This is a genomic window from Sphingopyxis sp. LARHCG72 (assembly GCF_052871675.1).
In genome coordinates, this window is sequence record NZ_JBIXJU010000004.1 from 11,496 (window position 1) to 32,224 (window position 20,729).

Annotated in this window: 21 protein-coding genes; 11 read left to right on the top strand and 10 right to left on the bottom strand. The window is 66.0% G+C overall.

What is annotated here, in order from left to right:
• Positions 1-6: 6 nt before the first annotated feature.
• The 5 genes from bla to ACIPPQ_RS10200 form a co-directional block, all read right to left on the bottom strand.
• Positions 7-1,152 (bottom strand): class A beta-lactamase, encoded by a 1,146-nt coding sequence (bla, locus tag ACIPPQ_RS10180; protein ID WP_446543993.1) that lies wholly within the window; start codon positions 1,150-1,152, stop codon positions 7-9.
• 171 nt (positions 1,153-1,323) lie between these two features.
• On the bottom strand, positions 1,324-1,965 hold the full coding sequence (gene msrA / locus ACIPPQ_RS10185; protein WP_446544352.1) for a peptide-methionine (S)-S-oxide reductase MsrA: 642 nt from the start codon (positions 1,963-1,965) through the stop codon (positions 1,324-1,326).
• 378 nt (positions 1,966-2,343) lie between these two features.
• Positions 2,344-3,555 (bottom strand): pyridoxal phosphate-dependent aminotransferase, encoded by a 1,212-nt coding sequence (locus tag ACIPPQ_RS10190; RefSeq protein WP_446543994.1) that lies wholly within the window; start codon positions 3,553-3,555, stop codon positions 2,344-2,346.
• Between the two features lie 129 nt (positions 3,556-3,684).
• On the bottom strand, positions 3,685-5,517 hold the full coding sequence (pabB, locus tag ACIPPQ_RS10195) for an aminodeoxychorismate synthase component I (protein ID WP_446543995.1): 1,833 nt from the start codon (positions 5,515-5,517) through the stop codon (positions 3,685-3,687).
• A 37-nt stretch (positions 5,518-5,554) separates the two neighbouring features.
• The gene (locus tag ACIPPQ_RS10200) at positions 5,555-6,088 is read right to left on the bottom strand and encodes a hypothetical protein (RefSeq protein ID WP_446543996.1); all 534 of its coding nucleotides are present in this window, start codon (positions 6,086-6,088) and stop codon (positions 5,555-5,557) included.
• Positions 6,089-6,224: 136 nt separating this feature from the next.
• Here ACIPPQ_RS10200 and ACIPPQ_RS10205 point away from each other — a divergent pair, with 136 nt between their 5' ends.
• Positions 6,225-7,892 carry a long-chain-fatty-acid--CoA ligase gene (locus ACIPPQ_RS10205; RefSeq protein WP_446543997.1) on the top strand — a complete coding sequence of 556 codons (1,668 nt, stop codon included), beginning with the start codon at positions 6,225-6,227 and terminating at the stop codon, positions 7,890-7,892.
• A 55-nt stretch (positions 7,893-7,947) separates the two neighbouring features.
• On the top strand, positions 7,948-8,241 hold the full coding sequence (locus ACIPPQ_RS10210) for a GIY-YIG nuclease family protein (RefSeq protein ID WP_446543998.1): 294 nt from the start codon (positions 7,948-7,950) through the stop codon (positions 8,239-8,241).
• A 51-nt stretch (positions 8,242-8,292) separates the two neighbouring features.
• Here the strand turns inward: ACIPPQ_RS10210 and ACIPPQ_RS10215 are convergent, their stop codons facing one another.
• Complete coding sequence (locus ACIPPQ_RS10215; protein ID WP_446543999.1) at positions 8,293-9,576, bottom strand: NADH:flavin oxidoreductase/NADH oxidase family protein; 1,284 nt, start codon at positions 9,574-9,576, stop codon at positions 8,293-8,295.
• Positions 9,577-9,716: 140 nt separating this feature from the next.
• Between ACIPPQ_RS10215 and ACIPPQ_RS10220 the strand changes: the two genes are divergently transcribed.
• The 8 genes from ACIPPQ_RS10220 (at position 9,717) to ACIPPQ_RS10255 (ending at position 16,300) form a co-directional block, all read left to right on the top strand.
• Positions 9,717-10,151 carry a MerC domain-containing protein gene (locus ACIPPQ_RS10220; protein ID WP_446544000.1) on the top strand — a complete coding sequence of 145 codons (435 nt, stop codon included), beginning with the start codon at positions 9,717-9,719 and terminating at the stop codon, positions 10,149-10,151.
• A gap of 103 nt (positions 10,152-10,254) precedes the next feature.
• The gene (locus ACIPPQ_RS10225; RefSeq protein WP_058539930.1) at positions 10,255-10,719 is read left to right on the top strand and encodes a Fur family transcriptional regulator; all 465 of its coding nucleotides are present in this window, start codon (positions 10,255-10,257) and stop codon (positions 10,717-10,719) included.
• 34 nt (positions 10,720-10,753) lie between these two features.
• Positions 10,754-11,590: a hypothetical protein gene (locus tag ACIPPQ_RS10230; RefSeq protein ID WP_446544001.1), complete on the top strand. Its 837-nt coding sequence runs from the start codon at positions 10,754-10,756 to the stop codon at positions 11,588-11,590.
• A gap of 69 nt (positions 11,591-11,659) precedes the next feature.
• Entirely contained in the window at positions 11,660-13,183 is a 1,524-nt protein-coding gene (locus tag ACIPPQ_RS10235; RefSeq protein WP_446544002.1) for a fumarate hydratase, read from the top strand.
• A gap of 40 nt (positions 13,184-13,223) precedes the next feature.
• The gene (locus ACIPPQ_RS10240; protein WP_446544003.1) at positions 13,224-13,649 is read left to right on the top strand and encodes a hypothetical protein; all 426 of its coding nucleotides are present in this window, start codon (positions 13,224-13,226) and stop codon (positions 13,647-13,649) included.
• Between the two features lie 71 nt (positions 13,650-13,720).
• Positions 13,721-14,212, top strand: a complete 492-nt coding sequence (locus ACIPPQ_RS10245) for a hypothetical protein (RefSeq protein WP_446544004.1) — start codon at positions 13,721-13,723, stop codon at positions 14,210-14,212.
• An 80-nt stretch (positions 14,213-14,292) separates the two neighbouring features.
• Positions 14,293-15,828, top strand: a complete 1,536-nt coding sequence (locus ACIPPQ_RS10250; RefSeq protein ID WP_446544005.1) for a M20/M25/M40 family metallo-hydrolase — start codon at positions 14,293-14,295, stop codon at positions 15,826-15,828.
• A gap of 10 nt (positions 15,829-15,838) precedes the next feature.
• A complete protein-coding gene (locus tag ACIPPQ_RS10255) occupies positions 15,839-16,300 on the top strand; it encodes a VOC family protein (RefSeq protein ID WP_446544006.1) in 462 nt (153 codons plus the stop codon).
• A gap of 12 nt (positions 16,301-16,312) precedes the next feature.
• Here ACIPPQ_RS10255 and ACIPPQ_RS10260 read toward each other — a convergent pair whose 3' ends face one another.
• Positions 16,313-17,494 carry a DUF481 domain-containing protein gene (locus ACIPPQ_RS10260; RefSeq protein WP_446544007.1) on the bottom strand — a complete coding sequence of 394 codons (1,182 nt, stop codon included), beginning with the start codon at positions 17,492-17,494 and terminating at the stop codon, positions 16,313-16,315.
• A 132-nt stretch (positions 17,495-17,626) separates the two neighbouring features.
• Here ACIPPQ_RS10260 and ACIPPQ_RS10265 point away from each other — a divergent pair, with 132 nt between their 5' ends.
• Positions 17,627-17,902 (top strand): hypothetical protein, encoded by a 276-nt coding sequence (locus tag ACIPPQ_RS10265; RefSeq protein ID WP_446544008.1) that lies wholly within the window; start codon positions 17,627-17,629, stop codon positions 17,900-17,902.
• Positions 17,903-17,910: 8 nt separating this feature from the next.
• Here the strand turns inward: ACIPPQ_RS10265 and ACIPPQ_RS10270 are convergent, their stop codons facing one another.
• Genes ACIPPQ_RS10270 through ACIPPQ_RS10280 form a run of 3 tightly spaced genes read right to left on the bottom strand, consistent with a single transcriptional unit; the run spans position 17,911 to position 20,651 of the window.
• A complete protein-coding gene (locus tag ACIPPQ_RS10270; RefSeq protein ID WP_446544009.1) occupies positions 17,911-18,846 on the bottom strand; it encodes a TraB/GumN family protein in 936 nt (311 codons plus the stop codon).
• Positions 18,846-19,985: an MBL fold metallo-hydrolase gene (locus tag ACIPPQ_RS10275; protein ID WP_446544010.1), complete on the bottom strand. Its 1,140-nt coding sequence runs from the start codon at positions 19,983-19,985 to the stop codon at positions 18,846-18,848. The genes ACIPPQ_RS10270 and ACIPPQ_RS10275 overlap by 1 nt, the downstream gene beginning before the upstream one ends.
• Before the next feature lie 3 nt (positions 19,986-19,988).
• Complete coding sequence (locus ACIPPQ_RS10280; RefSeq protein ID WP_446544011.1) at positions 19,989-20,651, bottom strand: cell cycle transcriptional regulator TrcR; 663 nt, start codon at positions 20,649-20,651, stop codon at positions 19,989-19,991.
• Positions 20,652-20,729 lie beyond the last annotated feature (78 nt).

Below are 20,729 nucleotides of genomic sequence, written 5' to 3' on the forward strand. Positions count from 1 at the left end.
CGGGGATTACCTTCCGTGATATTCGGCGACGGCGGACGATACCGACTGCATCAGCGCCATACGCGCGGGGATGCCCGATGTCGTGCTGCCCATCATCACGACGATCGCATAACGGGTGCCGTCGGGCGCCGTCGCGATACCGATGTCGTTGTAACCCGCGGTCATGCCGCCCAGATTCTGACCGGTCCCGGTCTTGTGCATGAATTGCCAGCCCGGCGGCAGCCCGGCCTTCAGGCGGCGCGGCCCGCTCTTCGTGCGGCTCATCACGCCTTGCAGATATTCGGTCGATTCGGGCGACAACAGGGTACCGCGGGCGAGGCGCGTCAATGCGCTCGCGATCGCCGCGGGGCTCGCCCCGTCGACCGGGTTGGCGAGGTAATTGTTCATCGCGGTCTGTCGCGCCGCGGCGGGCAGTGCGGCGCGCGCGGTCTCGAAGTTGCGGCCGACCGAATAGCTCTGCTGCCACGCCAGCCCGGCAGTGCCCGCCTGCAGCAGACGCTCGCCGGGGCCGAAGCGGATCGAACCCAGGTCCTTCTTGGCGATGAAGGCGCGCACGGCGTTGGGGCCGCCGACGGTGCGCAGCAGGCTGTCGTTAGCAAGATTGTCGCTGTGGGTGATCGCGGTCTCGATCAGATCGCGAACGCTCATCGTAACCGAACCCTCGGCGCGTACGCGCGCCGCGAGCGGCTGATGAAAGACCACCAGATCCTCGGGGCCGATGCGGACGCGCTGGTCCATCGTCAACCGGCCCTGATCGACGGCGTCGAGCACGGTCAGCGCGACCCAAAGCTTCGACACGCTCTGCTGGGGGAAAAGCTCGGCGCCGCGCTGCGATAGCGACCATTCGCCGTCGATTCGCTGGACCGCAATGCCGGTCTTGCCGGGGAAGGCGCGCCACAATTCATAGATGCGGTCGTTGAGGCCCGCCGGTGCACGGCGGAAACCGGGGTCGAGCGGACCGGCAGGGCGCGGCATCTGCGAGCGTACGGGCTGCCCGATCGGCACGGTGACCGCACCGGCCGGACCGCGCACGGCCGCTGGCTGTTGCGCGCGCGGCTGCGGAACGATCGCGGCGCTGCTGACGCAGCCCGCCAGCACCGCGGCGCTCATCGACACAGCGAGGAGCGGCTTGCCGGATAACCTGAACTTCATTCGAACCCCGCACTTGCGACTTTATATAGTGTCCCGACCCCATTCGGGTACGCCATCCGTCCCGCAGGCACGTGCAGCGGACCAGCGTTTTGCGGTGAATGATTCTTCTACCGCGACCAATGGCGGAACCCGGCCGATTTTCAGGGTGCAGGCTTGCCGCGCACGCCGTCGTCAGGGTGCGGACTTCGCCCGCACCATGTCGGGATAGAGCCGCTTCAGCGCCGCGAGCTTGGGCGCGTCCCAGCGCAATATATAGCCGTTCTTCGGATTGCGGCGCAGGAAATCCTGGTGGTTCGCCTCGGCAGGATAGAAGCGCTTATACGCTTCGACCGGCACGACGATCGGCTTGGCGAAATATTTGCCGCCGCCGATCTGCGCCAGATAGGCGGTCGCGACCTGCCGCTGACTCGCGTCGAGGGGGACGATCGCGGCGCGATATTGCGGCCCCGTGTCGGGGCCTTGGCGATTCTTGAGCGTTGGATCGGCGACTACGGAAAACAGGATGCGCAGCAAGGTGCCATAGCTGACCTGCGACGGGTCATAGACAATGCGAACCGCCTCGGCGTGGCCCGATGTGCCATCGTGTGTCAGCTCATATTTGGCAGTCGCGGCACTGCCGCCATGATAGCCCGATTCGACCGAAATCACGCCCTTGACGTTGGAAAAGACGCCTTCGACGCCCCAGAAACAGCCGCCGGCGAGCACCGCGGTCGCGCGCTTCGCATTCACCGCCGGGTCGACCAGCGCCGCGGGCAGCTTGACGACGCTTTCGGCTTGCGCAGGCGCGCATTGTGCGACGATCGCGCCGGCCATCAGCGCCGCGGCGGCGCGAAGGGCCAGCGGACGCCGCAGTGGCGTCACGCCGGGATCGGCAGCGCCGGCTGATTGAGCACGATGTAGGTCGCGCCAATCGCGAAGCCGGCGAGCATGGTCAGGAACCAGTCGGAGCGAAGCATGGAGAGCATATGGGCCTCTTTTCATATCTTGTCGATTCGCGGCTTTGACCGCTTTGGTTACACCGACGATATGGAGCGCCCCGACCAGCCGTGCAGTGATGGCAGTCACCCTAACGAGAATGACTTACCATCCGGTGAACCGGGCGGTTAACCGCCGTTCAGGTTCAAATAGTCGCCGTCGCCGCGATTACAAGACCGATCGGTACAAAATAATCTTGCGCGCTTGAAATGCCGCTTAGCTGAGCGCGGCGCACGCCTGCTGGATACGCACGCAAGCTTCCTTGAGCACCGCTTCCGACGTCGCGTAGGAGACGCGGAACGCCGGCGACAGGCCGAAGGCGCCGCCATGCACCGCTGCGACCTTGGCGCTGTCGAGAAAATAGTCGATCAGCGCTTCGTCGCTGTCGATCAGCTTGCCGTCGGGCGTCTTCTTGCCGATGCAGCCCGACGCGTCGGGATAGACATAGAAGGCGCCGTCGGGGACGGGGCAGTTGAGTCCGGGCGCGTCGTTGAGCATCGCGACGACCATGTCGCGACGCTTGCGAAACGCCGCGTTGCGATCGTCGAGGAACTGCTGCGGCCCGCCGAGCGCGGCGGCCGCGGCGGCTTGTGCGATCGAGCAGGGGTTCGACGTCGACTGCGACTGGAGCTTGCCCATCGCCTTGATGATCCACGCGGGGCCCCCTGCGTAACCGATGCGCCAGCCGGTCATCGCATAGGCTTTCGAGCAGCCATTCACCGTCAGGATGCGGTCGATCAGGTCGGGGCAGCGCTGGGCAAAGGTGGTGAACGCGAAATCGGCGTACCAGACATGCTCGTACATATCGTCGGTCATCACCATGACGTGCGGATGGCGGCGGATCACTTCGCCGAGCGCATCGAGTTCCTCGCCCGAATAGGCGGCGCCCGACGGGTTCGACGGCGAGTTGAGCATCACCCAACGCGTCTTTTCGGTGATCGCGGCGTCGAGCTGCGCCGGGGTGATCTTGTAGTTCTGCGCCGCGCTGCCCTCGACGATCACCGGCTTGCCCCCGCAGAAGGCGACGATGTCGGGATAGCTGACCCAATAGGGCGCGGGGATGATCACCTCGTCGCCCTTGTCGACGGTGGCAACGAGGGCGTTGAACAAAGTGTGCTTGCCGCCGACGTTGACCGAAATCTGGTCGAGCCCGAATTCGAGGCCGTTGTCGCGGCGGAATTTGCCGCGGATCGCTTCCTTGAGCGCCACGGTGCCGTCGACGAGCGTATATTTGGTCTGCCCGTTGCGGATCGCCTCGATCGCCGCCTCTTTGACGAAGTCGGGAGTATCGAAATCGGGCTCGCCCGCGCTGAGGCCGATGACATCGACGCCCGCAGCTTTCAGCGCCGAGACGCGCGCGGTCATCGCGAGCGTGGCCGACGGCTGGATGCGGTTGAGGGCGGCGGAGACATGGGGCTTCAGCGACATGACGATATCTTCCGTGGCTTGCGCGGTTCGGGCTGCAAAAGGACAGGAAATTGCGCGCGGCCGCGCCTAAAGCCTCTAACGCATATTCGCAAGCGCGCAGCTTGATAATTTACCTATGCTGCAGGCAGGTCAGCCTATTGGGGATGCCGCAGCGTCCGCGAGCCGTGCCGGGATCAGCCCGCGCAGCGAGTTGCCGATGAAAAATCCGTCGTCGAGATCCGCGAGCCGCAGGTGCGATTCGACCGCGCGCCCCTTGTCGATCAGTTCGGCGCGCAGCACGCCGGGAAGCAGCCCGAGCGCGAGCGGCGGGGTGAGCAACTGGCCCTCGCGCTCGACGAAGACATTGCTCCAGCTCCCCTCGGTGACGAAACCCGGCTCGTCGACGAAGACGACCTCGGCGGCGCCGCTTTCGCGCCGCGCGGCGTCATAGGCGGCGCGCTGGCTGGTCTTGTGCGCAAGGCGGAAATCGTCGGCGGCCATCGGCGCGGGGCGCACCGCAACGGGTACTGGCAGTTCGGCGAGCCGCGGCAGTGGCGACACTTCGACCGCGAGCGCGCCCGACGGCGCGAGCCGCATCCGCACCCGCGCCGCGCTGCGTACGCGGAAGGTCGCCGATTGCAGGCTGTTGCGCGCACCGTGCCGGTCGAAGGTGAACCCCAATGCCTCGGCGCTCGCCTTCATCCGCGCCAGATGCCCCTCGAGCCGCTGCACGCCCTCGACGGGGTCGAAGAACATCGTCTCGATAAGGTCGAAGCTTTCCCCCGCTGCGCCCACAAATTCCCCCTTGGCCAGACATTCGCGCCACTCTTCGGCCGGAACGCTGTCGGCGACGATACCGGAACCCAGTCCCAGCGTGGCGCAAGGCACATTATCGCGCAAGCCGCTTTGCGGTAACACCAAAGTCCGGATCGCCACGTTGAACGCCGCATCGCCCCCCGGCTCGATGAAGCCGATCGATCCGGTATAAAGGCCTCGCGCATCGCCTTCCAGCGCGTCGATGATCTCCATCGCGCGGACCTTCGGCGCGCCGGTGATCGATCCGCAGGGGAAAGCCGCGCGTAGCACGTCGACCGCACCGACCCCTTCGGGCAGGCGCGCGCTGACGTCGGAAACGAGCTGGTGGATCGTCGGAAAGCTTTCGACGCGGTAGAGGTCGGGGACCGCGACCGACCCCGGCACCGCGACGCGCGACAGGTCGTTGCGGATCAGGTCGACGATCATCAGGTTTTCGGCGCGCTGTTTGGGGTCTTCGGCAAGCGCGCGCGCCGCCACGGCATCGGCGTCGGGGTCCGCCAGCCGCGCCGCGGTCCCTTTCATCGGCCGCGCCATCACCTCGCCCCGGCGCAGCGCAAAAAACAGCTCGGGCGAATGCGACACGATCGCCCGCTCCCCGGTCCAGATCACCCCGCCATAACCCGCACGCGCCGTCCGCCGTAGCCGCGCATGAAGCGCGAGCGGATTGCCGAGCACGGGGACGTCGGCGCGGAAAGTGAAGTTCGCCTGATAGATGTCGCCCGCTCGGATAAGGTCCAGCACCGCCTCGACCGCAGCCAGATAGTCGGCACGCGCGACGCGTGGCGCGACCTTGCCGATCCACGCCGACGCCGGATCGGGGAGCAGGTCCGCCACCTTGTCGGCATCGATCCGGCGGACCTTGTTAAACAACCCGAACCAGCCTAGCGGAACCACGCCCGCTGCGGCATCGACCGCACCGCGCCACGCCGGTGCAAGCGCCTTGCCCGCCTCATAGGTGAGATAGCCCGCAGCGTGGAGCCCGCGGCCCTGCGCCGCTTCGAGCGCCGATAGCAGCGCCGGGACCTCGGCCGCCGAATGCGCCGTCAGCACGTCGACGGGATCGACGAACAATCGCGCCGCCGCCGCGCCTTCGGCGCGCGCATCGTCGAGCAGCACGAAAGGTGGGCAGTCCGGGCCCGGAACGGGAATCGCGTCGCCGTCGGCCATCGCTATTTCGCAGGGTTCGATGGCGCGCCGGCCGCGATCAGCGGTCGCGCTTCATGCGGATCGTGCGGCCGCCCTCGATCGTCGCGAAATAGCTGCCCATCGTCGCGACCTTGATCTTGACCTTCTGCCCCGGCTTCGGCTGGCGCGGGCTACTCCCGTCGAGCTGTACCCACACCGCGTCGTCTTCCATCGTAAGCGTATATTTGCCCGAGCGGTCCACGCTGACCGAACGGATCGTCGTTTCGATTTCCTTGACTTCGTCCTCGTCACCGCCGAAAATTCCGCCGAGCTTGGGGAAGTTGAAACCGAACAGCCCGCGCCGGGCCTTTTTGGCCGTCTCGCGGTCGGTGAAGGTGATTTCGCGCGCCTGGTCGGCCGCCGACAACTCGCCGACCTCGCGGTCGAAACAGGCGAGGCGCGCCGCCGGATCGGTGATGTCGCGACACGCGTAAAGCTCTTTGATCTGGGTCGGAACGCCCGCCGGCAACTTGTCCTTGGCGGCGGCCGGCACGGCGGCGGCGCAGGCAAGAAGGACGAGCGACGCGGCGACGCGCGATGATAGCTGCAACATGGCAAAACCCCTGGCGATAACGATATGCGCTGCCTAGCCGCAGCGGCGCCGCGCCGCAAGCGAGCCCGGTTGCGATATGCGCTTACTGACCCTAGTGTCAGGAAGCCCTCTCCCGTTTCAAAGGACGTCCGCCCGCATGGATAGCCACTTTTCCTGGTCGATCGATTATCGCCACCCCACGGCCTGGGATCAGGAATTTCCGCCGCTGTCGCTGCCCGACATGCTCGCCGCCAGCGTCGCGCGGCGCGGCGATGCACCGATGCTCGATTTCATGGGCCGCCGGTTCGGCTATGCCGAGGTCGCGCGCGGCGCCGCCCGCGTCGCGCGCGGGCTCCAGCAGCGCGGGATCGGCAAGGGCAACCGCGTCGGGCTCTTCCTTCCCAACGTCCCCCATTATGTCGCGGCCTATTATGGCGCGCTCATCGCCGGGGCGACGGTGGTCAATTTCTCGCCGCTCTACACCGTCGCCGAACTCGAGGCGCAGGTCGAAGATTCGGGCACCGAGCTGTTGTTCACGGTCAGCGCAGCGGCCCTGCTCCCCACTGCGCTCAAGGTGCTCGACGGATCGAGCCTCAAGACACTCGTCGTCGGCTCGGTCGCGGGCGGCCTCCCCGCGGCGAAGTCGGTGCTCTACCGCCTGTTCAAACGCAGCGAAGTCGCGGCGCTGCCCGCCGACCCGCGCGTCGTCCGTTTCTCGGCGCTCACCGACAACGACGGGCGCCCCGACCCCGTAGAGATCGACGCCGAAATGGATATTGCGCTGATCCAGTACACCGGCGGCACGACCGGGACACCCAAGGGCGCGGAACTGACCCACCAGAACCTGACCGCGAACGCGCGGCAGGTGAATGCGATCGACCCCGACCATGATGCCGACGACCGCATCCTCGGCGTACTGCCTTTCTTCCATGTCTTTGCGAACACCTGCGTGCTCAACCGCACCGTGCTCAACGGCGGGACGATCACGATGCTGCCGCGCTTCGACGCCAAACAGGCGCTCGAAGCGATCACCCGGACAAAAACGACTGCGCTCCCCGGCGTGCCGACGATGTATCAGGCACTGCTCGACCATCCCGACCTCGCCAAAACCGACTTCTCCTCGCTGCGCGTCTGCATTTCGGGGGGCGCGCCGATGCCCGCCGAGCTGCGCGAGAAATTCGTCGCCGCAACGGGGGCGTCGCTCGTCGAGGGCTATGGCCTCACCGAAAGCTCGGGGGTCGTCGCGACCAATCCCTATGAGGGTCCGGTCAAGCCCGGCACGATCGGCCAGCCGCTGCCCGCGACGCATATCCGGCTGCTCGACAAGGAGGACCCGACAAAGGATGCTCCCGACGGCGAGCCCGGCGAGCTCGCGGTCAAGGGGCCGCAGATCATGCAGGGCTATTGGAATCGTCCCGACGCCGACAAGGACAGCTTCACCGAAGACGGCTGGCTGCGCACCGGCGACGTCGCGGTGGTCGAAGCCGATGGCTATATCCGCATCGTCGACCGGCTGAAGGACATGATCGCGGTCGGCGGGTTCAAGGTCTATCCAAGCGTGATCGAAGCGCATCTCTACGAGCATCCCGCTGTGAAAGAAGCGATCGTGCTCGGCGTCCCCGACGCCTATCGCGGCGAAGCGCCGAAGGCCTTCGTGACACTGGAGGACGGGTTTCAGGTGAGCGGCGAAGCGCTCGCCGCATGGCTCAATCCGCAGCTCGGCAAGCATGAGCGGGTGATCGCAGTCGAGGTGCGGCTGAACCTCCCAAAGACGATGATCGGCAAGCTCGACCGGAAGGCTCTCAGGGCCGAGGAAGGGGCGTAAACATCTCCACGTCACCCCCGCGAAAGCGGGGGTCCAGCTTTTTGAGGTGTTCGCAATGCCCAAAGGCGGTCACGTTTACATTATGGCCAACCGCTATCGCGGCACCCTCTACATCGGGGTGACATCCCAGCTCGCCACCCGCATTTTCCAGCACCGCACCGGCGATGGTTCTGATTTTTGCAAACGCTATGGGCTGGATCGTCTGGTCTACGTCGAACAGCACGACGATATCGGAAATGCCATTGCCCGGGAAAAGGCGTTGAAGAAATGGAACCGCGATTGGAAACTCCGCCTGATTGAAGGGGGGAATCCCGAATGGCTCGATCTGTTCGACACTCTCAACGCCTGAACAAGCTGGACCCCCGCCTTCGCGGGGTGACGACGGGAGGGTCGGAGGCAACTAGCCCCGCGCCTTCATGATCGCCTTGTTACGCGCTTCGAGCGTGCGGAACGCCGAAAAGACGCTCATTTTTTCGTCAACCTGCCCGGTGTAGCCGAGCAGCCAGAGCTGCTGGTAGAACCAGTAGATGCCCGCGAAGCCGTCGATCGCCTTGACCATCGGGAAGCGCTTCAGGAAGCCGAGCCAGCCGGGCACGAGCGCAAGGCCGTCCTCGTAGCGCGGCAATGACTCATCCCCGACGAGCAGTCGCTTCGGCGCGTCGGTCAACAGGCACATCGGGCGGCCAAGCCCGATCACATCGGCGGCGCCGCGATCGAGCGCCTGTTCCATCGCGGCGCGCGAACGGAACCCGCCGGTGACCATCAGCGGCACCGACACCCGCGCCTGCATCGCGAGCGCGAAATCGACAAAATAGGCCTCGCGCGCGAGGGTCGATGGCGCGACATTCTGCGGCGCGCTTTCCTCCATCCCCTCGATCCCGAGCAGCTTCGGCTGTTCATAGGTGCCGCCCGAAATCTCGATCAGGTCGACGCTTGCAGCTTCCAGCCACCCCGCGACGGTCAGACTATCCTCGAACGCGAATCCGCCTTTCTGGAAATCGGCGCTGTTGAGCTTGACCGAGATCGGGAAGGCTGGCCCCGTCGCGGCGCGGATCGCCGCGATCACATCGAGCAACAGGCGCGCGCGATTTTCGAGGCTGCCACCATAATCGTCGGTGCGCCGGTTCGAAAGCGGGCTCAGGAATTGCGACATCAGATAGCCGTGCGCCGCGTGCACCTGCACCCCGGTGAAGCCCGCATCCCGACACGCCTTGGCAGCCGTCGCCCAGCGGCCCACCAGATCGGCTATCTCGTCGCGCGTCAGCGGTTCGGGCTCGCCGAACTGCCCGCCCGGAAGACCCAGCCGGACGCCGGACGCCGATTTGGGATGGCGATTGACCACCGCCGGCGTCTGCCGCCCGCTGTGGCTGAGCTGCGCCCAGAAATGATTGCCGCCGCGCGTCGCCGCAGCAGCCCAGCGCCCCAGCCGCGCCCTCATATCGGCGTCGGGCACCGCGTCGATCACGACATTGCCCGGCCGCTCGAGATGGTCGCGGTCGATCACCAGATTGCCGCCGATAAGCAAGCCCGCTCCGCCATCGGACCACAGGCCGTAAAGCCGGTCGAGTTCGGGGGTCGGACGGCCGTCGGGGGTCGCCATCCCTTCGGTCATCGCCGCCTTTGCGATCCGATTGGGCAAGATCGCGCCGCACGGCAGCGTCAGCGGCTCCGACAAAAGGCTCATGCGCACCCTCCCCACCAGTTTTGTTGCGAAACCGACTGCCCCCGTGCGCGGGGCCAGTCAAAAAGATTCGCGTATGTAATATTGTAACCTTGGTCATGTTATGCCATATCAGGCGCCGCAATCGTTGAACGGAGAATCGGGTGACGCACGTCGCCAGCCATGCCCCTGTCCTGACGCGCCTCGGCGCGCTGGTCCGGGCTGCGCGCGATTCGCGGCCACTGACCTCCTTGAGCGGCGACCAGCTCGCGATGGGCCTGTCGGGGCTGTGCCTCGTCCATTGCCTCGCAACGACCGTGTTTTTCGCGTCGATCGCCTCGGTCGGCGGGGTGTTTCTCGACAATCACCTGTTCCACGAGATCGGGCTGATCATCGCGATCGGCTTTGCACTCATCACGCTCGTGTCGGGCGTATTGAGCCACGGCTATATGATGCCCTTCGCGGTCGGCAGCTTCGGACTCGGCATGATGGCGGGCGCATTGTCGCGGCCGCACGACGGCAGCGAAGTGCTCGCGACGATGATCGGCGTCGCCGTCGTCGCCTTGGGTCACGACCTCAACCGCCGCGCGCGGCACTGACGCCCGCGCCGGAACGGACCCGTCCGCCGCTTGCGGGCACCCCATAAAGAGCCTACATTGAACCGTAGTTAGCGCGGAATTATCCGCGCATGAGGAAACGCCAATGGGCAAGCATGATCATCCGCACGTCGAGGCCAGCGGCGCCTCGCTCGCCAAGGCGGCGCAGACCGCGCTCGAAGGCGCGGGCGAAGCGTGGACCGACATGCGCGCGCAGATTTTCGACGCCGTCGCCGAAATCGGCAAGCCCGCAAGCGCCTATGAAATCGCCGACATCGTCTCGCAAAAGCGCGGCAAGCGCGTCGCGCCGAACAGCGTCTATCGCATCCTCGACCTGTTCGTCGCGAACAACCTCGTGCGCCGCGTCGAAAGCGCGAATGCCTTTGTCGCGAACAGTCACCCCGGCTGCCTCCACGACTGCATCTTCCTGATCTGCGACACTTGCGGCACCGCGGTGCATGTCGATAACGACAAGATTTCGGGTGGTGTCCGCGCCGCGGCCGAGGCGACGGGCTTCGCTGCCGAACGCCCGGTGATCGAGGTGCGCGGCAAATGCGCCGAGTGCCAATAAGGTGAGCCGCCGCGCTCCGCCGGACAGCTAGCGCGTGATCGGGGGGCTCCAGCGTTGGATCGAGGCACAGCGGACGCGTCCGCCCGCGCCCACGCGCTGGTGGTATGGGGCGCTGGCATTCGGCATCGCCACCCTCCTCTTCGGCCTGCACCTGACGCAGGTCTTCCCGCAGACGGGGCATGACATCGCGCCGGGCTATGGCCCGCCGGTCCTCGCCTTCGAATTCGCCGGCGGCCAGGCCGACCTCGAAGCGATCTTCGGATTTTTCACCGATCCGCAGCAGGTGACGCGCCTCGCCGCGATGCGCACCGGAAACGAGCGCGACTATCTTTATATGCTGCTCTACGCCGGCTTCCTTGCCAGCGGCTGCATCGCGCTGTGGCGCGAGCTTCGCGTGCGCGCGATCCTCGCCGCGTCGGCGCTGCCGGTCGCCGCGGCACTGTGCGACGCTTATGAAAACTGGCTACTCTTCGATATCCAGGCCGCCTTCACCGCCGGCGATTATTCACCCGCGATGGCGAGCCTGCCCTATCCCGTCGCGGCGAAATTCCTGCTGCTTGCTGCGACCAATGTCGCCATCGGCGCGGCCGCAACGCGGCTCGGCCGCTGGTGGGCCTTGTTCGGGACGATCGCGATCCTGGCCGCGATCCCGACGGTGATGGCGATCATCACCCCCGCCGCTTTCGCCTGGGCGCTGGTTCCGTCGGCCGCGGGTGGCTGGCTGCTGTTGCTCGCGCTCGCCGCGGCGGGCAGTTGGCAAGCGTTCGCGCGCGAACTTCCGCTCGTCGATCGGGGGACCACTGGCGTCGAACCGGGCGACGCCCCAACCGCCCCCCGCGCCCGCCCGGTGTTCGGCCGCCGCCGCACCTGACCCCTTGTCCACCCCGGCCGTGCAGGTCTAGGGAGGCCGCGAATCCCGAAAAAGGGCGAAAGGCTGCACATGAACACCGTGATCATCCGCGAAGACGACCTCATCGAAACGATCGCCGACGCGCTCCAGTACATCAGCTATTTCCATCCGATGGACTATATCCGCGCGCTCGGTGCCGCCTATGAACGCGAAGTGTCGCCCGCCGCCAAGGACGCGATGGCGCAGATCCTGTCGAACAGCCGCATGTGCGCCGAGGGGCATCGCCCGATCTGCCAGGATACCGGCATCGTTACCGTCTTCATCAAATGGGGCATGGACTGCCGCCTCGACTCACCTCGCAGCCTGCAACAGGTCGTCGACGAGGGCGTGCGCAAGGCCTATCTCCACCCCGACAACAAGCTCCGCGCCTCGATCCTCGCCGACCCGGCGTTCAGCCGCGTGAACACCAAGGACAACACCCCCTCGGTGCTCAACGTCGAAATGGTCCCGGGCGCGAAGGTCCATATCGACGTCGCCGCGAAGGGCGGCGGGAGCGAGAACAAGTCGAAGTTCAAGATGATGAACCCGTCGGATTCGATCGTCGACTGGGTGCTCGAAATGGTGCCGCAGATGGGTGCCGGCTGGTGCCCGCCGGGGATGCTCGGCATCGGCATCGGCGGCACCGCCGAGAAAGCGATGCTGCTCGCCAAGCAATCGCTGATGGACCCGATCGACATGACCGAACTGCTTGCGCGCGGGCCGTCGAACCCGACCGAGGAACTGCGCATCGAGCTCTATGAAAAGGTCAACGCACTCGGCATCGGCGCGCAAGGCCTCGGCGGGCTCGCCACGGTGCTCGATATCAAGATCGCAGACTGGCCGACGCACGCCGCGTCGAAGCCCGTCGCGATGATCCCGAACTGCGCCGCCACGCGCCACGCGCATATGACGCTCGACGGCAGCGGCCCCGCCTTCCTCGAACCGCCGGTGCTCGCCGACTATCCGCAGATCGACTGGGCGCCCGACAAGGCGGCGATCCGCGTCGACCTCGACAACCTCACCCCCGAAGTCGTCGCAAGCTGGAAGCAGGGCGACCGCATCTTGCTCAACGGCAAGATGCTCACCGGCCGCGACGCCGCACACAAGCGTATCGCCGACATGCTCGCGAAGGGCGAAGAGCTGCCGGTCGAGTTCAAGGGTCGCGTCATATACTATGTCGGCCCGGTCGACCCGGTCGGCGAGGAAATCGTCGGCCCCGCCGGCCCCACGACCGCGACGCGCATGGACAAGTTCATGGACATGATGCTCGATCAGGGCCTGCTCGCCTGCGTCGGCAAGGCCGAACGCGGTCCCGCCGCGACGCAGGCGATCGCGAAGCACAAGAGCGCCTATCTGATGGCGGTCGGCGGCGCCGCCTATCTCGTCGCGCGCGCGATCAAGGGATCGAAGGTGGTCGGCTTCGCCGACCTCGGCATGGAGGCGATCTACGAGTTCGAGGTGAATGACTTCCCCGTCACTGTCGCGGTCGACAGCGAGGGTCAGAATGTCCATGTCAATGCCCCGAAGCTGTGGCAGAAGCGGATCAAGGATGAGGGGTTGCTGGAGAAGGCGTGAGCGCCAAAGCGGGGGGAAAGAGAAAATGACAGGATTGAGAATGGGGGCTCTGGCCCTTGCGGCGTGTGCGGCGGTGCTATGCGCTTCGGCCCCGGCGCGGGCGGGGGACCCGTTCGCCGACATGATGGCGGGCAAATCGGCCACAAAGGGCAAGAAGCTTCAAAAGGCGATCGAAAAGGCCGACGCCCATCCGCTTGGCAGCGAACAAAATCCGGTGCGCGCGGCAATGCCGCAGGGACAGCGCGCCTATCTCGCGCAGCTTCGCTGCAGCGACGGCAAAGCACCGGAATTCAACCGCATCGGCAACATGGGCATTGGGGTCTTCGGCAATATTGTCGATAGCTACAGTGTGCGCTGCGAAGGCAGCGAGCCCGCGGCGAGCACAATATATATGGACATGTACCATGCCGGATACCGCGAGACACGCTCGCTACCGGGCTTCACTCTGGCGGCTGAGTCCGAATAGCAGAAGCGGGGGCTTGTCATGACCCGCCTCGGCGGTTCCGACGCGATGACCATGGCGACATAGGCTGATCCATGGCGAATCGGGAACCCATCGACCTATACGCGCCCCACTCGCCCGAGCAGATTGCGCGCACGCTCAAGCGGATCATGGACGACCCGATGCCCGGCGCGAAGGCGCGCGTGTTCGGCAAAGGTAGCGAACGCGAGATGACGCTGCGTTATCGCCAGCGCGCCGCGCGCACCAACATGGAACCCGTGCTCGACGCCGTCATGGAATCCTACAAGGGCGGCACGCGGATCACCGGCACCTTCGGGACGCCGCCCGAGGCGCGTTATTTCCCTTATGTGTGGGTCGGCTTTCTGTCGCTGTTCGTGATCGGCGGCGTCCTCGCCTATCTCTACATTCCCGGCGCCGGGCTGTTCGCGACCTTCTTCGCGGGCATCCCGCTTCTGATGATCTTTGGCGGGCTCGCGGCGTTTCGCGCGCAGCCGCGTCCCGCCGACGACAAGGCGAAGATTCTTGCCTTCCTCGCCGAAGAAATCGACGCCCGTCCCATCACGTAACGGTAAGTCCCCGCCGCGGCCTTGCGTTTCGCCGCCGATGCGGCACATTGCTTCGCATTCGAAGCAGCAGGGGACTTGTGATGGATTTCCGGGAGCTTGACCGACTGAACCGCCGCGACATGCTTCGCGGCACCGCGATGCTGGGCGCGGGCGCAGCGTTCATGCAGCCCCTTCCGCTCTGGGCGCAGTCGGGAAGCATGGCGGACATCCGCAAGGCGGCCGAGGCCGGCAAGCAGGCCTCGATCAAGCGCATCCGCGACTGGATCGCCCTGCCCTCGATCGCCGCCGAAGACCGCAGCATGCCCGAAGGCGCCGCCTATATGGCCGAACTCGCGAAAGACGCTGGCTTCACAAATGTCGAGATCGTACCCACCGACGGCCACCCCGGCGTGTTCGGCACGATCGACGTCGGCGCCAAGCGCACGCTCGGCATTTATTTCATGTACGACGTCAAACAGTTCGATCCGGCCGAATGGTCGTCGCCGCCGCTCGAGGGCAAGATGGTCGAGCGCCCCGGATTCGGGCAGGCGATCATGGGCCGCGGCGCGGTGAACCAGAAAGGCCCCGAGGCCGCTTTCCTTGCCGCACTCCACGCGATCCGCGCCGCGGGGCGCAAGCTTCCCGTCAACATCGTGCTCGTATGCGAAGGCGAGGAGGAGATCGGGTCGCCGCACTTCCGCCAGATCGCGACCAAGCCGAACGTGCTTGCCGCGCTCAAGAAATGCGAGGGCATTTTCATCCCCTTCGCCTCGCAGGGCAAGACGGGCAACGTCACGGTCAACCTCGGATCGAAGGGGATCATCGAACTCGAACTGATCGCGAGCGGCGAGAAATGGGGCCGCGGGCCGAAGGGCGACGTGCATTCGAGCCTGAAGGCCATGGTCGATTCGCCCGCATGGCGCCTCGTGCAGGCTCTCCAGACGCTCGTTACCGAGGGTGGCAACAAGCCCGCGATCGAGGGCTGGTTCGAAAATGTCCGCCCGCTGACCGAGCGCGAGAAGACGCTGATCCGCGAAGCTGCAAAGGCGGGCGACGAAGCGCAGCAAAAGGCCGCGCTCGGCGTCACTCACTGGATCGACAACCTCTCCTACGACGACGCGCTGATCCGCCTCGCGCAGGAACCAACGGTCAATATCGAGGGGCTCGTCGCGGGCTATACCGGCCCCGGCGGCAAGACGATCCTGCCCGGCAAGGCGGTCGCCAAGCTCGACCTCCGCCTCGTTCCCAACCAGACGCGCGCCGAGGCCGAAAAGAAGCTGCGCGCGCATCTCGACAAACATGGCTTCACCGATGTCGAGGTGAATGTATCGGGCGGCTACGACCCGACCGAGGTCGCCGAGGACAGCCGCCTCGTGCGCTCGGAACTCGCAACCTACAAGAAGCTCGGCGTCGCAACGAGCCTCAACCCGCGCATGGCGGGCAGCTGGCCGGGGTCGACCTTCACGGCGCCGCCGGTGTCGATCCCCGCTGCACATTTCGGCATCGGCCACGGTTCGGGCGCGCACGCCCCCGACGAATACTTCCTGATCGATTCGACCAACCCGAAAGTCGCGGGGCTCGTCGATGCGACGATGGGCTTTGCCGAATTCCTCTACGTGCTGGCGGCAATCAAATAGGGAGCGGCAGATGAGCGACCTCAACGGCGTCGCACACGTCATCCTGACCGCGGGCGACTTTGCGCGCTCGACGGCCTTCTGGCGTGACATGATCCGCTATCTGGGTCTCAAGGTCGTGCTCGACAGCGACTATATGCTCTATGGCGTCGGCGGCCGCACCGCGATCGGCATCCGCACGGGCAGCCCGGAGAATGCTGGAAAGCGCTTCGATCAGGGCGCCCCCGGACTGCACCATGCCTGTTTCCGGATGCGCGACCGCGCCGCTGTCGACGCCGTCGGCACCTTCCTGACCGGTCGCGACGATATCCATATCGTCCATGCGCCGCAGGAAGAGCCGTGGGCGCCCGGCTATTATTCGATCCTGTTCGAGGATCCCGACGGCATCCGAATCGAGTTCAACCATGTCCCCGGCATCGGCCTGCTCGCCGACGGACAGGAAATCGGGAGCGCCGACGCGTTCGACGGAAGCTGATCGCCGCCCCGCCTAGAAGCCGTACACCAAAGTAAAGCGCGTCTGCGTGTCGACCTTTTCGATCCCCGGCGGCGGGCTCGTGTCGATCTGCGCCGAATAGGCGATGCGCGCCGACAGCGCGCCGGTCAGCTTGGCGTTGAGCGCGGTCTGCGAGCTGGTCGAGCTGTTGGCCTCGCCGATGATCGTCGAGGCGACCTGCGTCAACCGCAGCGTCGGCGACAATTGCCAGCCGAAATCGAGACCCGCCAGCGCCGTCATTTCGGTATCCTCGCCGCCGTTCACGAAATCGGTCTGGCGAAACGCCGGCCCGCCCTTCAGGCTGAGCGTCATCTTCTTGCTGTCGATTACCTTGTAGCCGAGCCCGCCCGACAGGTTCCAGCGCGTGTCATATCCGAGGATCCGGTCATGTTCCCAGCGGGTGAGGCCATAAGCGAAAGTGCGGTCGTCGATCCTGTATTGCGGCTCAAGCTCGGTCAGATAGCGCTCGACCGACGTCTTGCCGTTGGTACGCTGGTAATCGGCCTGCGCGCGAAACCTGTATGTCCAGTCGATCCCCTTGCGCGCGAGCGCGACGCCGGCGCTCAGCCCGACCGAATTGGTGTTGCCGCTGCTCTGCGATGCGCCGATCTGTCCCTCGCCCTTCCAGTTCTGCCAGAATTTCGCCGCCGCCAGCTTTGCGCGCTCGGCCGCCGCCGCCTCGTCCCGCAGCCGCTTGCGCTCGGCGCGATAGGCGAGCAGCCGTTCCTCGATCTCCGCCGCATTTTCGGGATTGGTTTCCTTCGCAAGCTTGCCGACCGCCTCGACATCGGCATCCCTGGCGCTCGCTATCGCGGCCGCGAGCATATTGCCCACCGGGTCGGGCGGCGTTTCCGGCGGATGCCCGGCACGATAATAAGCGAGCAGCGCATCGATTTCGCCGATATTGCCGGGATTGGTCCGCCGGGCGAATTTGGCCACGGCTTCGACATCGTCATTATCGCCGGTCGCGAAGGCGGCGTCGATCATCGCGCGCACCGCGACGGGCAGTTCGGGATCGAGCGGCACAAGAACCGTCGGGATCGGGTTCGCCAGCACCGGATCGACGAGCAAGGGGTTCGGCTGGAGCGAGTCTGCCGGATCCTGCATCGCGTTCGCCATCGGTACGGCGAGCGCAAACGGCAGGCAAAGCGCGGCCAGGCGGGGGAGAGCTGTCACCGAAGACGTCCTTCTCTGGGGGCAGAAGCCGGGTTCGTTCGATCGGTCGCGCGGGGCCGGTGCGCGAACGGTGCGCCCCTATAACCCGAATGTTGCTGGCATTTCCACCCCGCGTCCCCCATTTGCAAACCTATGGTAATCGCGCTCATCGCCATTTTCTGTGCCGGGGTCGGCAATTTCGCAATGCACCGCGCCTTCATGGAAAGCGACGACCCGCTGATCCAGCAGATGGTGAGGCCGCTCGCGGACAAGGTCGGGCCGAACATCACGTACGTCTTCGAATTCCTGCTGCTCGTCGGCGCGATGGCGATCGCAACGCGGAACTGGTTCACCGCGCTGATGCTTTATGGCCTCTACACCATCTTCAATGCGATGGCGTTCAGCTGGATCATGCAAAGACCGCGATAAGCCGCAGCCTACCAGGCGGGACCGGCGATCGGCAGGCCCTGTGCCTTGAGCTGGTCGAGCACGCCGTCCTTTTCGGCAAGGATACGCAAGGGCACCACCGCCAGCGTGACGCCGGGCTGCGCCGTCGCGCCGCGGATCGCACCGACCCACGTCTGGCGCAGCTCGGGGCCGAAGCTGTCGTTCGTCCACGGCCAGCAGCGTCCGAGCGCTTCTTCGAGCGGACTCGCCATCACCGCGGGGACGTCGAATTCGGTCCATGCGCGGCCGCGCTCGATCACGACGTCGCCGTCCGCCTCGGTCGCCGCCATCGCGGCTTCGAGGCACGGGATATGCGTTTCGGGCGCCGCGGCGAACAGATTGTCGAGCATATCCTCGCCGCGCACCTCGCCGACGGGCTGCGTCGGAATTTTCGACTGCCGCGCCGCCTTGCGCACGACGTCGGAGGCGTCGTCGGCGGTGTCCTTGTTGAACGACAGCCTTTTCGACAGCAGGTCGAACGCCGTCATCAGGAAATTCCCGCGCGCATAATCCTGGCCGAAACGCGTTTCGAGCGCGTGGAGCCGCTTCATCTGGGCCGCGGTCAGATAGTCGCCGGCAACGCGCCCTTTCGGCAATCTGGTGAGCCCACCGCCCTTGAAGATCAGCCGCAAGATGTCGCCCGGCGATACCTTCGCCTTGGTGCCGAGGATCACCCGCTGCGCGCGGTCGGTCGCGCCTTCGAGCCGTTCGGGCCGCCACGGCGTCGCCTTCGGGACTCCGGCAATCTCGCCGACGAGGATGACGACCCCGGTGCGCGTCTCGATCGTCCACATTGGCGCGCCCGAGCGGCGCGCGGTAACGACGATCTCGTCATTTGCCTGATCGGTGGCAGTCGGCTCGCTCGACGAAGCGGGAGCCGTCACCGCCAGAACCGCGGCGCCCAACAAGAAACCGAATGCGCGCATCAGGCGACGCCGTGATACCACCACACCCCGTCGCGATCCTCGCGCTGCACCCGGCCTTCGACCTCGAGCCGCTTCAGATGCGCGAGTGCCTCGCCCGTCGCGAGCCCCTGATTATGCTCACCGATCGGGCGGTTGAAGAGTAACGGGAAGCTGTCGACCGCGCGCATCGGCGCCTTCGCGGCGGCCTCGGCGAGGTTGTAGAGCCGCATCCGGTGCTCGTCGCGCAGCGCCATCAGGCGCACGTGGAGCCCTTTGAAGGGCTCGCCATGCGCCGGACAGGTGACGACGTCGGCGGGGACGGTTGCGAGCAATTTGTCGATCGACGCGAGCCATTCGCCGAGCGGATCGGCGTCGGGTTCGGTAATGTTGACCGAGACGTTCGAGCTGATCCGCGGTAGCACCTGGTCGCCCGAGACGAGTACGCCCTCTTTCTCGTTCCACAGGCACGCATGTTCGGGGCTGTGCCCCGACCCGGTGACGACGCGCCACTGGTGTCCGCCCATGTCGAGGCGGTCGCCATCCTTGATCCGCACATAGGAGCGCGGCAGGGTGAAGATCATGCGCTGGAACATATTCCAGCCGCGCGCCTTGGACGCCTCGATCGCCGCCTCGTCCCAGCCCGCGGCGCGCGACTGCGTCAGCACCTCGTCGGGGGCGGTGTCGGACGAATCGGCGACGATCGCGCGCGCGGTGAGCATCTCGCCGCGCGTCATCCACAGCTTCACATCCTGCTTCTTCGCGATCCATCCCGCGAGGCCGATATGGTCGGGGTGCAGGTGCGTGCCGATGACGCGCGTGATGCGCTTGTCGCTCAGCGCGCCGGCATAAAGTGCCTTCCACGCGTCGGAGCACATGGTGAGGCAGATGCCGGTATCGACGACCGCAACGCCGCCCTCTTCACCGTTGGCGCCGTCGTCCAGAAGCCAGCTGTTGATATGGCCGAGCGACCCCGGCATCGGGATGCGCGCCCAGCTGATGCCGTTCGCGATGCGGATCGTCTCGCCCGGTCCCGGCGCGGCTTCGCCCCACGGATAGGTCAGCCCCGCATGGCTCGTCGCGGTAAAGCTGTCGTCCTGGGTCAGCGACGCATCCGGCGAGCCGCTGGCCGCCGGGATATTGTCCTCGTCCGCCGCCGCCATGCCTCAGGCTTCGCCGTCGGCTTCGGCTTCCTCGGCGGCGCGCGCCTCATTTGCGGCGGTACGCTCGGCGCGCAGTTCCTCGAGCAGCGCTTCGCGATCGCCTTCGAAACGGCTGTCCTCGGGCGCCTTGATGCCCGCCTTCTTCGCCGCCTTGGCGACGAGCGCATCGAGTTCGCGCTGCGAGCACAGGCCGAGCGTCACCGGGTCCTTGGGCACGATGTTTGCGCTGTTCCAGTGGCTGCGGTCGCGGATCGCGCCGATCGTGTTGCGCGTCGTGCCGATCAGCTTGCCGATCGCGCCGTCCGACACTTCGGGGTGGTTCTTCAGGATCCACGCGATGCCGTCGGGCTTGTCCTGACGCTTGCTGACCGGGGTGTAGCGCGGGCCGCGGGTACGGCGAATCGTGTCCTGCGCCTGCACGCTCATCTTGAGCTTGTAGTTCGGGTCCTTCTGGCCCTTTTCGATTTCTTCCATCGACAGTTCGTGCGCACGGACGGGATCGCGGCCGGTATATTTGGTCGCGGCGGTCTCGTCGGCGATCGCCTGCACTTCGAGGATGTGGATGCCGCAATATTCAGCGATCTGGGCAAAGGTCAGGCCGGTGTTGTCGACCAGCCAGGCGGCGGTCGCGTGCGGCATCAACGGGGTAGCGTCGGCAGTGGCCATGACGAAAGTCTCCAAGCGGAAATAATAAGGGCCGCCCCTCGCGGGGCGGCCATTCGGCGGCTGATGTAGACCTGTTTG

Excerpts from the sequence above, each read along its gene's own strand:
- bla (WP_446543993.1), bottom strand. The coding sequence starts at position 1,152 with ATGAAGTTCAGGTTATCCGGCAAGCCGCTCCTCGCTGTGTCGATGAGC.
- msrA (WP_446544352.1), bottom strand. The coding sequence starts at position 1,965 with ATGGCCGGCGCGATCGTCGCACAATGCGCGCCTGCGCAAGCCGAAAGC.
- ACIPPQ_RS10190 (WP_446543994.1), bottom strand. The coding sequence starts at position 3,555 with ATGTCGCTGAAGCCCCATGTCTCCGCCGCCCTCAACCGCATCCAGCCG.
- pabB (WP_446543995.1), bottom strand. The coding sequence starts at position 5,517 with ATGGCCGACGGCGACGCGATTCCCGTTCCGGGCCCGGACTGCCCACCT.
- ACIPPQ_RS10200 (WP_446543996.1), bottom strand. The coding sequence starts at position 6,088 with ATGTTGCAGCTATCATCGCGCGTCGCCGCGTCGCTCGTCCTTCTTGCC.
- ACIPPQ_RS10205 (WP_446543997.1), top strand. The coding sequence starts at position 6,225 with ATGGATAGCCACTTTTCCTGGTCGATCGATTATCGCCACCCCACGGCC.
- ACIPPQ_RS10210 (WP_446543998.1), top strand. The coding sequence starts at position 7,948 with ATGCCCAAAGGCGGTCACGTTTACATTATGGCCAACCGCTATCGCGGC.
- ACIPPQ_RS10215 (WP_446543999.1), bottom strand. The coding sequence starts at position 9,576 with ATGAGCCTTTTGTCGGAGCCGCTGACGCTGCCGTGCGGCGCGATCTTG.
- ACIPPQ_RS10225 (WP_058539930.1), top strand. The coding sequence starts at position 10,255 with ATGGGCAAGCATGATCATCCGCACGTCGAGGCCAGCGGCGCCTCGCTC.
- ACIPPQ_RS10235 (WP_446544002.1), top strand. The coding sequence starts at position 11,660 with ATGAACACCGTGATCATCCGCGAAGACGACCTCATCGAAACGATCGCC.
- ACIPPQ_RS10240 (WP_446544003.1), top strand. The coding sequence starts at position 13,224 with ATGGGGGCTCTGGCCCTTGCGGCGTGTGCGGCGGTGCTATGCGCTTCG.
- ACIPPQ_RS10245 (WP_446544004.1), top strand. The coding sequence starts at position 13,721 with ATGGCGAATCGGGAACCCATCGACCTATACGCGCCCCACTCGCCCGAG.
- ACIPPQ_RS10250 (WP_446544005.1), top strand. The coding sequence starts at position 14,293 with ATGGATTTCCGGGAGCTTGACCGACTGAACCGCCGCGACATGCTTCGC.
- ACIPPQ_RS10255 (WP_446544006.1), top strand. The coding sequence starts at position 15,839 with ATGAGCGACCTCAACGGCGTCGCACACGTCATCCTGACCGCGGGCGAC.
- ACIPPQ_RS10265 (WP_446544008.1), top strand. The coding sequence starts at position 17,627 with ATGGTAATCGCGCTCATCGCCATTTTCTGTGCCGGGGTCGGCAATTTC.
- ACIPPQ_RS10270 (WP_446544009.1), bottom strand. The coding sequence starts at position 18,846 with ATGCGCGCATTCGGTTTCTTGTTGGGCGCCGCGGTTCTGGCGGTGACG.
- ACIPPQ_RS10275 (WP_446544010.1), bottom strand. The coding sequence starts at position 19,985 with ATGGCGGCGGCGGACGAGGACAATATCCCGGCGGCCAGCGGCTCGCCG.
- ACIPPQ_RS10280 (WP_446544011.1), bottom strand. The coding sequence starts at position 20,651 with ATGGCCACTGCCGACGCTACCCCGTTGATGCCGCACGCGACCGCCGCC.